This is a genomic window from Candidatus Cloacimonas sp. (assembly GCA_039680785.1).
Taxonomy (GTDB): domain Bacteria; phylum Cloacimonadota; class Cloacimonadia; order Cloacimonadales; family Cloacimonadaceae; genus Cloacimonas.
In genome coordinates this window covers 1-15820 of record JBDKSF010000022.1, presented here as the reverse complement: position 1 = coordinate 15820, position 15820 = coordinate 1, and the positions used below count along the sequence as shown (strand labels likewise).

The window sequence follows — 15820 nt, the reverse complement described above, 5'->3', positions numbered from 1 at the left end:
TCTGAGGCATTTTGAAGGCATCGTAGTAAATTGTGGAAGGGTGGTCGGGAAAAATATAGACGACCTTGTTCAGGTTATTGAAATGGATAGTACTTACGGTTCCATTCATAAATTTCTGTATGGAATTGTAGGTAAAAAAGCGGAAATAAAAGTTCTGGATGCGGAAGAGCCATTATTGGAAATTGAAGGAATACCAGTGAAAATATTGAAAACCGTGCGTGACCCAAAAGATATCAACTGGCTGAATGAAGGTGTTAGAACTGTTGTCGATTGCACTGGTAATTTTCTGGATCCTTCTTTGCGAACGGATTCGGGAAAACCCTGCTTAAGAGGTCATTTAGATGCTGGAGCTCTAAAAGTTATCTGTAGCGCTCCCTTCAAAATGAAATCTGGAAATTCTCTTCCCGACGATGCTAAAACAATGATTTATGGCATCAATCATTTGGATTTTGATCCCGGCAAACATAATGTCCTTTCGGCTGCATCTTGCACAACAACCGGTTTGGCACATATGTTGAAACCACTGCTGGAAAATCAAATAACGGCGCGTATATTAACTGCTTCAATGAGTACCATCCATTCTGCCACAAACACTCAATCCATTCTGGATAGCGTTCCCAAAACGGATGCCACGGATTTAAGAAAATCCAGAAGTGTTCTGAATAATATAATTCTTTCCACAACCGGCGTTACAAAAGCCCTGGAACAGGTTATGCCCAATATTAGAAATATTGGCTTTATGGCAGATAGCGTTCGTATTCCTACCACTACGGTTTCTCTCATCAATTTAAATATAACATTTCATACGGAACTGGATGAACTGGGTGAGCCGCTTGTGAATAGGAAATTGATTAATGATGTTTATGCCCAGGCAGCAGAAGGCGCACAAAAAGACCTGCTGGTAATAAGTGACAGACAAAATGTATCTGCAGATATGATTGGAACGATGGCGGCTGTGGTTATCGAAGCTCATGAAACTCATACCAGAACAGGTTTTGTAACTATCCCAGTATCAACTTTGCTGGCTCAGGGCGTAAATACGGATAAAGTTTTGGAATTGCCGGTTACGCATGCAAAAATCTTCGGTTGGTATGATAACGAGCTTGGTTCGTATGTAAATTGCCTTTCACGCTTAACCAATTATATCGAGGAACATACTATCTAAAACAGTTAGTGGAAACAGCAAAAAAAGTGCTCTCAGTTAATGCCCGCCAAACAAATTGAGGGAAGCGGCATAAACTGAATATTCTCTTTGGGAGAAAGGTTTTGGAGCTATGAGAATTAGGAGTGCGTAAAAATCGGTGCTTGACTTAATTCCCCTTTCCCAAAAAAGGGTTCAGCAAGGAAACAATTAGATGAAACATAGCAAAATAGATATACTGGAAAAAACATCCGTTCCATATTCTATAATGTATCTTGCGTTACCCAGTATGCTTAGTATGCTGGTTAACATATTATATAATTTGACGGATACTTTTTTTATTGGTAAATTAAACGACCCATTTAAGGTTGCAGGGGTCTCTTTGGCTCTGCCTTATTATAATATGCTGATGGCAATTGCAGGTATTTTTGCCAATGGCGGAGCCAGCTATTTATCTCGTCTGTTAGGGAAAAGAGATATAAACACTGCCAGAGAAACTACAACTACTGCCATTTTTACAATTGGCGTCCTTTCTATTTTTGTGGCTGCTTTGGGGATTCTTTTTATCCCTACTTATCTTGCTCTTTCAGGAGCAAGCGATTTATCCGCTCTTCCCGCCAAACAATATCTGGTGGCTATTTTTATCGGTAGCCCAATAATTATGATTAAGTTTACGATGATTCAATTGTTGAGAGCCGAAGGAGCTGCCAAAGAAGCAATGATGGGTTTGTTTATTGGCACGGGAGCAAATATTGTTTTGGATCCGTTATTTATTTTCGGTTTCCATCAAGGTGTTACGGGAGCAGCAGTGGCAACCGTTATTGGACAAGGATTGGGCTTACTTTATTATAGTATTTATTATCTTAGGAAAAAGAGTATGGTAGGTCCCAGTTTGCGATTTTTGCATCCACGCTGGTCTTGTTATAAAGAAATATTTGCCATTGGCATTCCTTCTTCGCTCAGCCAAGTTATGATGAGCATTGGCAATGCGATAAGTTTTAAACTGGCTTCTGTATATTCGGATCATACAGTTGCTGCTTTGGGTGTGGTATCCAGGGTTTTTTCCATTGCCATTTTTTCGTTCATTGGTTTGTCCATTGGAGTTCAGCCGCTTATTGGCTATAACTATGGAGCGCAAAATTACACTCGGATGAAACAAGTTATCAAAACGGCAAATTTAATCTGTCTGGGGATGGCTGCAATCTTTACTTTATTATTTGCCCTTTTCCCAGGAGGACTAATTGCCATATTTATCAAGGATAGAACCATTATGGAAATTGGCAAAGGGATACTTGACGCTTATGTATTCGCCATTCCTTTTGCTGGATTGGGGATGATTTTGATGGCTGCCTTACAAGCAATGGGAAAAGCATTGCCTGCTTTTATCGTTTCGTTATCCCGTCAGGGAATTGTTTATATCCCAATGCTTTTTTTGCTGAATCATCTTTTCAGTTTCAGCGGTTTGATTTTTGCTTTGCCGATAGCTGATTTCATCACTACAATCGTTTCATTCCTGTTTGTGTATCATATCACGAAGCGTCTGAAACTTCCGCTTGACACAAAAACCTCTTTATAAATAAGGGCTTAAGTAATAATAATAAAAAATAGAAGGGAGGAAAAATGTCCACGAACTTGATCTACGGCAGCATTAGTAGTAGTGAAGCAATGGAATTGGAAAAAAAATACGGAGCGCATAATTATCATCCGCTGCCCGTTGTAATTGCTAAAGGTGAAGGAGTTTATGTTTGGGACCCGGAAGGAAATCGTTATTATGACTTTCTTTCAGCATATTCTGCTGTAAATCAGGGTCACTGTCATCCTGCCATCATCCAAGCATTGATTGAACAGGCAAAAGAACTTACTATAACCTCGCGCGCCTTTTACAATAATAAATTGGGAGAATATGAAAAGTATATAACCGAATATTTCGGTTATGATATGGTTTTACCAATGAATTCAGGCGCTGAGGCAGTTGAGACGGCTATGAAACTTGCCCGCAAATGGGCATATAATGTGAAAGGAGTTACTCCCAACGCAGCTGTTCTCATTTTTGCCGAGAACAATTTTCATGGCAGAACGATCACGATTATCTCTGCCTCAAACGATCCCGATGCCTTTGAAGGTTACGGTCCTTTTACCCCTGGGATTGTCCGGATTCCTTATGATGACGCCAGTGCTTTAAAGGATTATTTGGAAAAGAACGGTAAAAATGTTGCTGCCTTCATCGTAGAGCCCATTCAGGGTGAAGCAGGTGTGGTAGTTCCCCAAGATGGTTATTTAAAGGATTGTTATAACCTGTGCAAAGAACATAATGTGCTGTTTATAGCGGATGAAATTCAAAGCGGATTAGCCAGAACCGGAAAGCTGCTTGCTTGCGATTACGATAATGTGCGTCCGGATGTGTTAATTTTAGGTAAAGCTCTATCGGGTGGTGTATTACCTATTTCAGCAGTTTTGGCAGATAAGGATATTATGCTGCAAATTAAACCGGGAGAACATGGCTCAACTTATGGCGGTTTTCCACTTGCATGTGCTGTTGCGGTTGCTTCGCTAAAAGTAATTAAAGACGAAAAACTATCTGAGCGTGCTTTTGAATTGGGTGAATATTTCCGTGCCGAATTGCGTAAAATTGATAACCCAATGCTAAAACTGATTAGAGGCAAAGGGCTGCTAAATGCTATTGTGATAGAGCCCAAAAACGGCTATGAAGCATGGGATGTATGTTTGAAATTAAAAGAAAAAGGACTGCTTTGTAAACCGACTCATCGTCATATTATTCGTTTGGCTCCGCCTTTGGTAATTACCAAAGAACAGCTAAATGAGTGTATTCAGATTCTTAAAACAGTGTTTGACGAAATGAATATGGAAACAGGGCAATAATATATTAGGGGGTGGTTTTCCACCCCTTTCTTTTATAGAATGAGTGTTTCAGCCAATTTCAAGAGTGGTTTTGTAGCCATCATCGGAAAACCCAATACAGGTAAATCAACTTTAATGAACTGCATTTTGGGCGAGAAAATATCTATCATATCTCCCAAACCGCAGACCACTCGTTATGCCATTAAAGGTATCTGGAATACAGCAGAGCAGCAAATAATTTTTGTGGATACCCCCGGTTATTTGAAACCGCGCTATGAGCTTCAAGAAAAAATGCTGAAAATATGGCAGAACAGTTTAAAAGAGGTGGATTTACTTCTTTTTTTGGCTCCTATTGACAGTTTTCCAACTGATTATGACAAGGAAGTGTTGGAGCAGCTAAAGTTATTGAAGAATCCCCAAATTGCCGTCTTTAATAAATTGGATCTGAACCCTGAAGTAAACAGGGAGGAACTGAAACAATATCTGCCTTCATCCATCAATGAGGTCTTATTTGTTTCCGCCAAAACGGGAGAAAACATACCACAATTGTTGGAAGCGATTACTTATTATATTCCTTTTCACGAACCCTATTATGAAGAAGATATGCTTTCCGATTTGCCGATGCGTTTTTTTGCCAAAGAAATTATTCGTGAGGCAATTTTCAACTTTTATGAGGAAGAAATTCCTTATTCATCGGCAGTGCTTATTGAACGCTTTCAAGAAACCCCTGAAGTAGTCATTATTGATGCCGTGATTTGGTTGGAACGCAATAGTCAGAAGCCCATAATTATCGGCAAGAATGGCTTGGGCTTAAAAAAAATAAGAGAATATGCGGAAAGAGAACTCACACGCTTTATGCAAATACCTGTTCAAGTGCATTTGTTTGTTAAAATTAAGCCCAATTGGCGCAAACAAAATTCTGCCTTAAAAGAACTTGGCTTTTAGTATAGCCATAGCTTGCCAAGCTCTGACTATAGATTTATTTCTACCCAAACTCCTAAACTGAAAACAGAGGTTCCGTCCTCGGTTTTTTTATCGGAATTTATTTCATAGCTGCTGGTTAGTCCTCCGCGGATATTGGCATCAAACTGATATGATGCCTGAGGTGAAATGGCAACACGACTTGTATTTCTATCAACTTGAGTAGTGGTGCTGCCTTTGGTTTTGTCATAATTATTTTCGTAAGTTATTCCCAAAGAGGAAGTCAATTCGTTCTTAATATGGATTTTCTTATTAGAGAAAGGAACGGAAAAACCACGCGCGGCTCTAAAACTATAGGATATATTTCCATTTAAGGACTGGGTATCGCTGGTTTTTAATATCTCGTAAGTATCCATATCTGTTATATTTTTGGTTTGGCTTACGGAAAAGCTTAGATTGGTGGAGACCACTTTTAAGATGTTTCCAGTAAAGCCCAGTAAAGGATTCAGGGCAGTAGTATATGTTTCTTGTTTGGGTTTTACCCAATCCAGATTACCATTTTGGCGAACTGTATATTGAAAACCAGTATTTATCCGTGAGCCAGTAATATATTTATCCAATCCCACCAAAGTTTCCATATCCGATAAGGATAAAGTGATATCAGGGAAAGTATAACCGATGGTTTGATTACTGGCGCTGGCATATCTGCGATTGGAAGTGAGCGAAAAGTTTATTACGCTATCCACTCTGCGTGAAAAAGTTATACCGCTCCCCAAAGTGAGTGTATTATCGTTGGAAACGGCTTCCAAAGAATCATAGGGAACGCTATGGGGAAGACCTATCTGAAAAGTGAATGGGAAAGTATCTGTTTTACGAGCGTAATTCATCAGATAAGAGTTTTGATAGGAAGCATTGATATTTTTTATGTGAGAAAGAGCGCTTACACAAGTGAGCAAGGGATTAAACCCTGCGCTTTTTGTTTCTGCAGATTCTTTTTCACCTGGTTCTTTCTGGTTTTCTTCTTTCTTTTCTTCGCCTTCAATTGTCTCGGTTCCTTCCAATAATTTTTTCAATTCTTCATCTGAAAGTTCGGAAAGTTTGCCTTCTTCCTTCAAACGGATGATTTCTTCTCGGCGTTTTTGAATTTCATCTTCATTGGGTTTGGCTTCTTCCTTAGGTAATTCCGGCTCAGGTAGTTGTCCTTCTTTGGGGATATCTTCAGGGGGAGGTAATTTTTCTTTATCAAATTCTTCTTGCTTGATATCTTCGGGAAGTAAACTTTCTTTCTTGCCGTGCTTGCCATTCTCTTTATCTTTGGGAGGTGGGTTTTGTTCATCTTTATCTTGGGGTGGCAAATTATCAGCAGGTGGTTTATATCCCAGTTTTGATGCCCATCCGCTTAGCAGGGAAGAATTCATCAAAGTTAAATTGAGGCGGATGGAACGATTTGTATTACCATCTCTTTGATATGTATCAACCGCTTGTCCATCAATATATTGAGTGTATTTTCTTTGGGTGTCGGTATATCTTGCGGAAGTGGCAGAAGTAAAATTAAAAATTTGCGGTAAATAGACAGGGTTGTAATTTAGCCCCAAATCCTGCACATACTCTGTTTGTTTACCAATATTTACATCGTAAAGATAGTCCTTTTGCTTCAGGTCTCGTTTAGTATTTAGACGAGCCGTGGCGGTTAAATCACTTAGTAAATTCCAGGAAATGTTATTATCGGTCGTAAAAGTTCTGGTGTCCGTGGTCTGACTGCGTTTATTCCAAACTAAACTATCTACGGTTGTTACTCTATCCCAACTTTTGGGTTCATTACTGTTGAAAGTAAAGCTATTGCTGAAAGTACTGGGAAAGTAGCCAAAGCGATAATTGCGGAACAATTGGAAACTGGTTATATTGGCAGGAACATTTAAATTATAATTCAAAGTTCCTCTATATGCCAAGAGTGTATCTATAGCCGTGGAAGTATTATTATAAGAGCTTTCTATTCTACCGCTTAGAGAGGTCTTGTAAATTGTGTATTGTAAGAATTTGCTTTGTGGTGCTTGCTTTTGGCTGAAACCAAAATCAGCGCTATAGGCAAGGTGTTCCGTTTTTTCCAGGTCTTTTAGTATCGGATCGGAAATATTGGCTCTTAACAGGTCTGAATTAGCTCTAAAACGCGGAAGACCCAAAGAATAATTTCTATTCAAGGAAATGGGTATATCCAGATACCAGGAATTAGGAAAGAGCTTATTGACAAAGATTTTTTGCGTGATATTAAGCGACTGAGTACTGGTGAAAGAATTACTGCGCCCGCGTTGGATGGTAGTATTAAAATTCTCGCTTTTATCCTCAAAATCTACATTTAGCATAGCGACATCGGCAAAAGTTCCACTCACGCTAAGGCGTCTGGCAATTCCTGCATCTTCATAAGGATCGGCAACCCGAATATCGTCAAAGTAGATTGTTCCGCTAAATTCTTTTATTTCACTTTGGTTTTGGTAGTAGTAAGTTCCGGGAACATAAACCCCCAAATACAGATCACGAATGTTAATCAAACTTGGAGTGCCCCGATAATATGTCCCTAAAGATCCATCATCTCCATTTTCGATATGAACCAGGGAATCGGCATCTGCATTAGGATTTTGTTCTTTCAAAGAAATTAAATCCTGCAAGTTATATTCCAGCTGAATCCAATCCTGAGCATTCATTTTTGCATTATAAGGACGAACCGGTACTCTTTGACGAACTTGATAATAGTTCAAAGAATCAGCTCCGATGCGGAAAATAATATACAGAGAATCCAATTTGGTTACTGAACCCTGAGCCGTCTCAGGATACACCCAAAAACGAATTTTATCGTAGGAGAGCAAATTCTGAGAATCCAGCATTTTTTGCCTTAGCAAACACATTTGATCTCGCTGGAGATGATTTACTTCCAAAGTTAACGCTGATTCTGCCGATTCACGTTTTTCTTCCATATACCAAGTTCCAGCAGGAGAAGTATAATGAGAAAAATTCTTTTGATTTGATACAATTCCGGAGATGAAGCTGGTATTTTTTGCCGTGAGGATGGCGGAATCGATCAGAGGATTATAATATTGAATATAGCTGTTGGGGGGAGGAGCATTACCATATTTAAATTGGCGCACATAATTATCCTGCCATTTATTACCCACAACGGAAATATCTGCTATACGGACTTTTACATCCATTGAGCAATCGGTATCTATCCAGATACGCGCAAAAGAAATCTTTTGCAGAGTGGGCTGAATATTTGTTCCGGAACTATTTACCAATTGATAATATTGTTCATCGTTCAGCGGAATGCGAAACATTTGCCATTGATTAAAGGAATCCACAATCAACGCAGAATCAGGATTTGTAAGCGAGAAGGAATAGCTTATATATCTATCCAAGGAATTTAAAACCCCATTTCCATCCAGGTCTTCGGTATCCAAAATTCTGTTTTCTTCTGTTCCGTTAACGCCAGAATAGTCATTTCCGCTGGATGGATAAGCAATGTCATTGGGATCATTGCCCGGATCATTTTGAGCAATGCCATCCAGACCAATATCTTCACTTATGGTTAAAACGCCGTCCCGATTTGCATCTTCACTATTCAGAACACCATAACCGCCATATTCAGTATAAAAATCCTCGTTCAGATCACCCAAATCTATGTGCATTGTAACATTTGGGTAAATACTCGTGTTGGGATTTATCGGTTCCAGTTTGGCATAAATTTCCAAGTATTTTTTTTGGGAAAAATCCAGCTCATTGCCAAGGTATTTCATTACTCCAGCCCAGCTCTGTGTATAAGAACCGGGAACTTGAACCGGATTGGGTTTGGCAATCATTGTTAGCACTGTTACATATTCATCTTTTTCTTGTTCCGTTAAAGTGTTTTCCGCTTCGATATCACGCCTTTTCACATCTTTAGGATTAAACCAATTGATGCGTCCTTTGGCATAAGAAGTTCCGAATGGCTTGCTTCCCAAAGACCAAGTGTTATAAGTTACGCCCAAAGGATAGGAATCCATAATTGATTCCATATCATCAATGTATGCCTCTTTTTTCTTACCGCTGGGATCTCCATAAATATTAGGCAGGGTAAACGCAAGTTCACCGGACATCGAAACTTGAGAAGGAGCCGTAGTATTTAGCAAGGGTAAAGCATCAATCCAGCGCGTTATAAATTCTGGTTTGAAAGTTAATTCCCCATCCACATCTCCCATAATCATTTCAATGTTTTCATTGCCTATGCGGGGTCGTTTATCAGCAACATTTTCACTGCGGTAGATAAGCGTTCCTCCCAATTTCGTATAATCGTTCATTTGCCAGTTTGCTCTTATTCCGGCAAGGTTTTTTTGTGCCACGCTAAAGAGGGTGCGGGATTCAAATTCAATTTCAATTTTGGCATCGGGATCTTTTCCGGCGGCTGTTAAAAAAGTAATGCGTCCATAATCGTAATCTACTATATAATCAACATTTTCGCGTTGTTCGGTGCCATTAACTTTTACTCGCACGCTACCTTTCAGCACACCCATCGAAGAAAGTTCAATTGCTTCGCGTCCAATTTTGCCTTTGATGTTAATGAAAATGCTGGTGGAGTCCTGATAAGAATATTCATCTTCATTTTCTTTACGATAGATGATACCATCTCCCAGACCTTTCATCGGTTCAATGAAAGGGACGATAATCCAGCCATTGGTAAGGTTCACGGTTACATCATCGCCGTTTATAAGTCCATCCGGGCTGCCATTGGCATTTAAACGCAAGTAATCATTATAAGTGGATATATCACCAAACACAAGATTGTCTGGGAGATTGTAATTGCGGGTCAAATCTACATTTACAGTATAGACCTGCAGCTCAAAACCGTCATTTTTGATATTGGTTCTACCCATATCATAAATATTACGCATTTGTAAATGCCAGGTATTCAGTTCATCGGAAGGATCATAAGGTATATAATCCTGATATTTTTTACGCAACACTTTTAAATGTAAACGGTTTGTATCTGAATTGTATGGGGGCACCTGAACACCATCGCGACGAGTGTATTGAACTCCCAAAGTTGCCGTTCGGTCAATATTTTTCAGGACAGTAATAATTCCTGTATCGTAATCGGTCACAAAATCCGTGCCTTCAATAAGTTCATCATACCAAGGTTCATAAGGGGGTCTGGAATTTTGAGAATAGTAGATAGTGTCACCTTTGGCGGCTGCCGTGTCATTTGTATAATTGGCATCGTCATAAAACAAACGCACCGTTCCATTGGCGGGTAAATAATTGGCGTTTACTATCCAAGAACCATCCGCAGCCGTTTCTATGGCATTGTTTATCCAACCGGGAGGATTATTGGGATTAGTTATTAGCTGATATAATTGATATGGATCGTGAAGATAATACATTGTTCGTTTAGCATATTTCCAGCTACTTACGGTGGATGAATCCGCCTGACTTTTCCCAATATAGGTCTGCGTGTTTTTTTGGCTTTCTTCTTTACTGGCAATTACACTCAAGTCCAAATTTCCATATTTGAATTTACCGGTTATACCAAAAAGTCCTTGTGAACTGGCAGAATAACTGACATAACGCGAACCGCTTAAAGTGAGGGCAATGTTTCCACCCTCAATGCTTTGCACAAATTCATCATCATAACCTGTATATTTTACATTCACATTGTTCATATCAAACAGCGCTTCATCCTGTTTGGAATTGTATTTGAAGTTTACCGCTATCTTATCTCCAATTGTTCCCGAGAGGCGTAGATTGGTTTCCATTTCCATTTTCAGATCAAATACATTTTTACCTGATTGATCATAAATGGGAACCTGTTTTCTTCTCGTATTGCTTGCCTGAAGCGTAAGTTTCTGTGTTCCATCCAAATTTAGGCGTCCAGCAGATGAACCCAGCACTTTTTGCATAGCTTTTGGCATGGCAATATCTGGCAGCAAAGTGAGATCTTTAAATAAACCACTGCTAACTGTCTGTGTTTCTTGAGATTGTGTTTTCAGATTGGTTAAAAGCGACTTGTGAAATGCCTTCTTTTGCAGATTAGCAAAGTATTTGTCAAAGCTGATAATTACATCGGGAGTAATTTTATAGTTGTCAACCTGCACGCTAAGGATTACTTTATTATCAGCAAAGAGTATTTTTTCTTTATAATCGGGTGCAAAAGCGGTTATATCCCAGGGCTTTAATTTGAAGTAATTCATACCGTTATAGATTTTGTAAATTTCGATGCGGTTGTTTATTACGGGATTGTAGCCAGTTATATACAATTTTGGATACATCGCTTTTTCTGTTTCAGGATCAAGCGTTTGTTGCATTTCCGGCTTTTGCCGAAATGGATTTCCGGGGAAGAAACCTTTATGCTCCGTCTGTTCCGGATCTACGGGATGATCAGTTCCGGGCTCGTTATCAATTGCTTGCAGCGTAATTATTGATAAGATAAATAGAAAGAGGAAAAGCTTTCTCAGCATAAATTACTGCTGGTAATTTAATATCTTGCCCAAAGCCAGATAAAATCCATCCAGAGTAAGCCCTTTATCGATCACATCTACACCTTGGACAAAAGGATTTACTAAAGAAGCCATACCACCGGTAAGCACTGTTTGAATGGGTTTTAGCACTGGATACTGTTCTTTGATTTTAGCAATAAAAGCAGTTAGCATAAAAGAATGACCGTTTACAATTCCTGAAAGCATTGCCTCGCTTGTATTTATACCCAATAAAGCGGAAGGAGGAACAAGTTCAATTTCATACAGTTGAGCTGCTTTACTGAACAAATTTTCGGCAGCGGTTTTCATTCCGGGAGCTATCACTGCACCTTCAAACATTCCGATATCGCTAATCAGCTCAATAGTGGTGGCTGTTCCCAAATCTATTATGAGGCAAGATTTTTCATATTTTTGCCAGGCAGCGTAAGCATTGGCTATTAAATCCGCTCCTATAAAAGACGGATTATCCACTCTAAAACTAATTCCCAAGGGGCTTAGCGCATTTATTTCATAGACCTCTGCACTGAAGTATTTCCCGAATAAATGTTTCCAAACACGCGTTAATTCAGGCACTACGCTTCCTAATGCAATATAACGAATATCTTTCAGAGTGGGAATAATATCTTCAGAAGAGGATGAGGAAGCCATTAGCTCGCTCAGTAAAACATAATACTCATCAGAAGTTCTATCCTGACAGGATTTTAGACGCACCGTCCACACGGATTTACCTTGCCGGTATATGGCACATACAATATTCGTATTACCTATGTCCACTACCAGAATTGGTTCATACCTCGATAAAATATTCATAATCCCTGCTCAAATTCATTTCTGGTAAAGATAACAAAACAAGCACAAACTTCTATGGTAGCATATTATTTCCCATATAACATTTCTGTCAATAGATTTCTCAACTGCTTTATTTCTTGGAGTGTAAAGGAGCGTAGAATAAATTATTGACAAGATTTGGCTTTCTCAAATAAAAGAAATCTAATTCTATTTTGAATGCTGCAAAAGAAATGAATAAGCCATCAGACCTAAAGGTTTTTTTTGTAGCAAAAAAGAGAATTTCCATTTAAAAGAGAACGGTTTTTGATAACCTAAAAAGGAGTAAAAATGAGTAAAGTAATTTCTGCCTGCGGAGTTGATTGTTTCCAATGTGAAGCATACATTGCCACTCAGAATGCTGACGAAGCCAAAAAAGTGGATATCGCAAAGCGTTGGAGCGAACATTATCAAGGTGAAATTCATCCTGAAGATATTAACTGTGATGGTTGTATGAGCGAAGGAGCAAAATTCTCCTGGTGTGGATTGTGTCCCATTCGTTTATGTGCAATCGAAAAAGAATACAAAAGTTGTGCTGAATGCTCGGATTTTCCCTGCGAGAAAAGTGAATATGTTTACCAAGTAGATCCCTCCGCTAAAGAGAATTTGGAAAGGATTAGATAAAGTTCGTATTCTTTTTAACTAATTCTATTTGGGTAGCTTAATTTATCTCCAATTATCCCTTGGCATTTAGCTATGTCTAAATCTATGGCTAAACTTAAAAAGAGGGCAAATCCTACATTTATAAGAGGTCTGCAGGATCGTCATTCCTAACTGCCTGTATGCGTAATAGTAACATTACATAACTGGCATTTCCCTCACATAGTCCGCTTCCTGACATATATTACTACATTGAGGCGGAATGATTTTAACCAACTTAGGCAAAGGCGTTAATTAACCCTTTATCTACCCTTAATCACTCCTTAACAATTAACGCTTGATTAAGGGATGTTAGACGAGAGATTAATGGCTCTGGCAATGCTTCGGCTAAAAAAGACCCCCAAGCTGCAACTTGACAACGAAAACTGCAAATTGTGCAGCGAAAACTGCAAATTGTGCAATGAAAACTGCAAACTGTCACATCGTATGACATTCTAACTCATCCTTACCAAGACCCATTTTGATGGTTTTTGACAGGATATTTGCAAATCAGACCACCACTCAAAACTTCAAATTCAGACAGTATTTTTGCAAACAAAAATGGCGAACCCCAGCAAGAGAAAGTAATAATCCAGTCGCTGTTGTCATAAGATATGATATACAGTCGGGAGGGGTTATAGGTACAGTAACTAAGGAATCTTGCGATAGGAAAATGTAACAAACTACCATTATCTTTTGATCCGGGTATTCTGGAGGATACCTCAAATAAGAAAGAAATTTCAGAAATTAATCATCAGCAAGTTATAATAAAAGAAAAATATGATTGAGGTAGGTGATATGAAAAGTATTATGAGATATCTGGAACAACTGAATGATGTTGAGGATCAGGGCAAGGTGGTGACTTATATTCATGATCTCCTAAATAAGGAAGATCTCTGTGATGAGGCGTCTGATTCGGATAACGAGAGTGATTGGCGGAATAGTACATCCACAGAGGTAAAAGCTAACATGAGTGATGGTCCCGGTCATGATTCTGTTATGCGCTCTTTGCAATGCTCGATAACTAAGTCCCCGCTGCTTGCTGCATATCAATTGCAGCCCAGCGAACTGATGCTAATCGCCAGGATATGTAACAAGACCAAAGCGAACTGTGAGCAAGATTTCAATGTGCCAGAGATCTGCGAAATGATGCCTGGAATGGATGATAACCTGGATAAGCAGTATGCCGCCATAGTTGATTTGATCGACAGGGAAATCCTGAGTACACCTCACTTAATGGGAGTGGATTACCATTATGACATTCGGGCATTGTATGGCACTGGCTTACGGCTTAATGGCTTGCTCTGGAACCTGATCCTGGGCAAAGATCCCGTCAATACGGGACTCAAGGCCTTTGGCAAGGGACTGACCAATCCCAATACCGCAATGAATTCTATCTTAAAGATGATCGGAGTGCTCTTTATGCATTATCCGGAACTGACTGACGATTTCTCATCCAATAACGGAGCATGCTATGGCAGAAACTTTAATATGGTGCTTGATTCCTATTTAGATGCTTTGATTCACGCAAAGGGCGCTGCCAGATGGGTAGAGTTCTGCAAGAAACACAAACTTAATGCTTTCTGGCAGAAATGCCTGCTACTGATCGATTACTTTAATAGAGAGACAGCAAATCAGGTTTCCCCTTCTACCTTGGCATCGCTGTTGGCAAGAAATTCCAAAGAGCGCAAGCACTATATCGATATGCTTGCCAAGAATAATCTGCTTAGTAAAAAAGGCCTTATAGAACCTCATTTCCCCATATTTGCCGTCTATATGATGGAACTGACCTACAATGCAGTGACTGCCCTGCATGGAGAAACAGAAAAGGCAGGAGATGAATCGGGCAAAGTGGACAGGTCGCTTTCCAGTTCCACTTATCTTACCCGTATCAATCCAACCCAGACCCTGGAGCAACTCATCCTGGATCAGCCAACCCGGGAATTGATCGTCACCATAGTGCAAAGGCTGCGCAATCCTCAGAGGGATGGATTCGTTGAGTGGGGATTGATGGGAGCGTCGCTTACAGGCGACAAGGATGTCCAGCAAGGTATCAACATATTGTTACACGGAGTTCCCGGCACTGGCAAGACCTTCATAGCGGGCGTGATAGCCAATGAACTGAAGCGTCCTTTGATCCAGATCAATGCCAACGCTATCCGGGGTTCTTTTTACGGAGAAAGCGAAAAACAGGCCAGGGAACTCTTTCAAGAGATGCGTGAGGCAGTTAAGCGCTTGTCCCCGGTCTTTTTGCTTAACGAAGGAGACCAGCTTATCCATCAGCGTATTTCATCTCCTGAAAGAGCGGTTGATCATGCGGAGAATACCATCCAGAGCGTGTTTCTGGAGGAATTGGAAAGCTTTCCCGGTATCCTGATCATCACCACCAATCTGGCTGATAATCTCGATCTGGCAATGTCCCGACGGCTTCACTATAAGTTGGAAATCAAAGCGCCCGATTATCAAGCACGGATAGCGCTGTGGCGCATGCATCTTCCAGCGACCATTCCAGGGGCATCGGACATTGCTGTGGAAGGCCTTGCGAACGACTTTCCCTTTACCGGCGGTCAAATCAGGCTAGTAGTGCAGAATGCCTGCCATGAGGTCTATCTGCGTGGGAAAACAGCTACATTGACCCTGGCTGATCTGCGTAAATATGCCATCCTCGAGAGCGGCACAAACTTCGAAATGCCCAAGCGGGCAATTGGTTTTGCCCTGTAAGCAAAGATATACACCAAAGGAGGAAAAGTGATACAAGATAAGGACTACACGATTATAGGTATCGAGGGAGATCAGATTGATATTATGGTTGAGGGTATGTCTGTAAAAGGCAGGATCACATTGCGTGACAGGAGAAATATCGCTGTGGAGATCATCAGTCCTTTTTCCGGCATCTCAGAGCAATCCAGCTGCATTCCTTTGCTGGGTTTGCATGTCC

Annotated in this window: 9 protein-coding genes; 7 read left to right on the top strand and 2 right to left on the bottom strand. The window is 40.1% G+C overall.

Translation table 11 applies throughout. The features are described 5' to 3' along the window. The 4 genes from ABFC98_00955 to era form a co-directional block, all read left to right on the top strand. Positions 1 to 1165 (top strand): glyceraldehyde-3-phosphate dehydrogenase (locus ABFC98_00955; protein MEN6444595.1); only part of this gene is annotated, 1165 nt, incomplete at its 5' end. Between the two features lie 190 nt (positions 1166 to 1355). Further along, complete coding sequence (locus ABFC98_00950; GenBank protein ID MEN6444594.1) at positions 1356 to 2717, top strand: MATE family efflux transporter; 1362 nt, start codon at positions 1356 to 1358, stop codon at positions 2715 to 2717. Between the two features lie 44 nt (positions 2718 to 2761). Beyond that, a complete protein-coding gene (gene rocD, locus ABFC98_00945; protein MEN6444593.1) occupies positions 2762 to 4021 on the top strand; it encodes an ornithine--oxo-acid transaminase in 1260 nt (419 codons plus the stop codon). A 39-nt stretch (positions 4022 to 4060) separates the two neighbouring features. Continuing rightward, positions 4061 to 4945 carry a GTPase Era gene (gene era / locus ABFC98_00940; protein MEN6444592.1) on the top strand — a complete coding sequence of 295 codons (885 nt, stop codon included), beginning with the start codon at positions 4061 to 4063 and terminating at the stop codon, positions 4943 to 4945. A 26-nt stretch (positions 4946 to 4971) separates the two neighbouring features. Here era and ABFC98_00935 read toward each other — a convergent pair whose 3' ends face one another. Continuing rightward, positions 4972 to 11400, bottom strand: a complete 6429-nt coding sequence (locus tag ABFC98_00935) for a hypothetical protein (GenBank protein ID MEN6444591.1) — start codon at positions 11398 to 11400, stop codon at positions 4972 to 4974. Between the two features lie 3 nt (positions 11401 to 11403). Then, a complete protein-coding gene (locus tag ABFC98_00930) occupies positions 11404 to 12228 on the bottom strand; it encodes a type III pantothenate kinase (protein ID MEN6444590.1) in 825 nt (274 codons plus the stop codon). A gap of 306 nt (positions 12229 to 12534) precedes the next feature. Between ABFC98_00930 and ABFC98_00925 the strand changes: the two genes are divergently transcribed. The 3 genes from ABFC98_00925 to ABFC98_00915 all read left to right on the top strand — a co-directional run. Then, the gene (locus tag ABFC98_00925; protein MEN6444589.1) at positions 12535 to 12867 is read left to right on the top strand and encodes a DUF3795 domain-containing protein; all 333 of its coding nucleotides are present in this window, start codon (positions 12535 to 12537) and stop codon (positions 12865 to 12867) included. A gap of 813 nt (positions 12868 to 13680) precedes the next feature. Further along, positions 13681 to 15603, top strand: a complete 1923-nt coding sequence (locus ABFC98_00920; GenBank protein ID MEN6444588.1) for an ATP-binding protein — start codon at positions 13681 to 13683, stop codon at positions 15601 to 15603. Between the two features lie 27 nt (positions 15604 to 15630). Next, on the top strand, positions 15631 to 15820 hold a 190-nt coding region (locus ABFC98_00915), incomplete at its 3' end, for a hypothetical protein (GenBank protein MEN6444587.1).

Excerpts from the sequence above, each read along its gene's own strand:
- ABFC98_00950 (MEN6444594.1), top strand. The coding sequence starts at position 1,356 with ATGAAACATAGCAAAATAGATATACTGGAAAAAACATCCGTTCCATAT.
- rocD (MEN6444593.1), top strand. The coding sequence starts at position 2,762 with ATGTCCACGAACTTGATCTACGGCAGCATTAGTAGTAGTGAAGCAATG.
- era (MEN6444592.1), top strand. The coding sequence starts at position 4,061 with ATGAGTGTTTCAGCCAATTTCAAGAGTGGTTTTGTAGCCATCATCGGA.
- ABFC98_00935 (MEN6444591.1), bottom strand. The coding sequence starts at position 11,400 with ATGCTGAGAAAGCTTTTCCTCTTTCTATTTATCTTATCAATAATTACG.
- ABFC98_00930 (MEN6444590.1), bottom strand. The coding sequence starts at position 12,228 with ATGAATATTTTATCGAGGTATGAACCAATTCTGGTAGTGGACATAGGT.
- ABFC98_00925 (MEN6444589.1), top strand. The coding sequence starts at position 12,535 with ATGAGTAAAGTAATTTCTGCCTGCGGAGTTGATTGTTTCCAATGTGAA.
- ABFC98_00920 (MEN6444588.1), top strand. The coding sequence starts at position 13,681 with ATGAAAAGTATTATGAGATATCTGGAACAACTGAATGATGTTGAGGAT.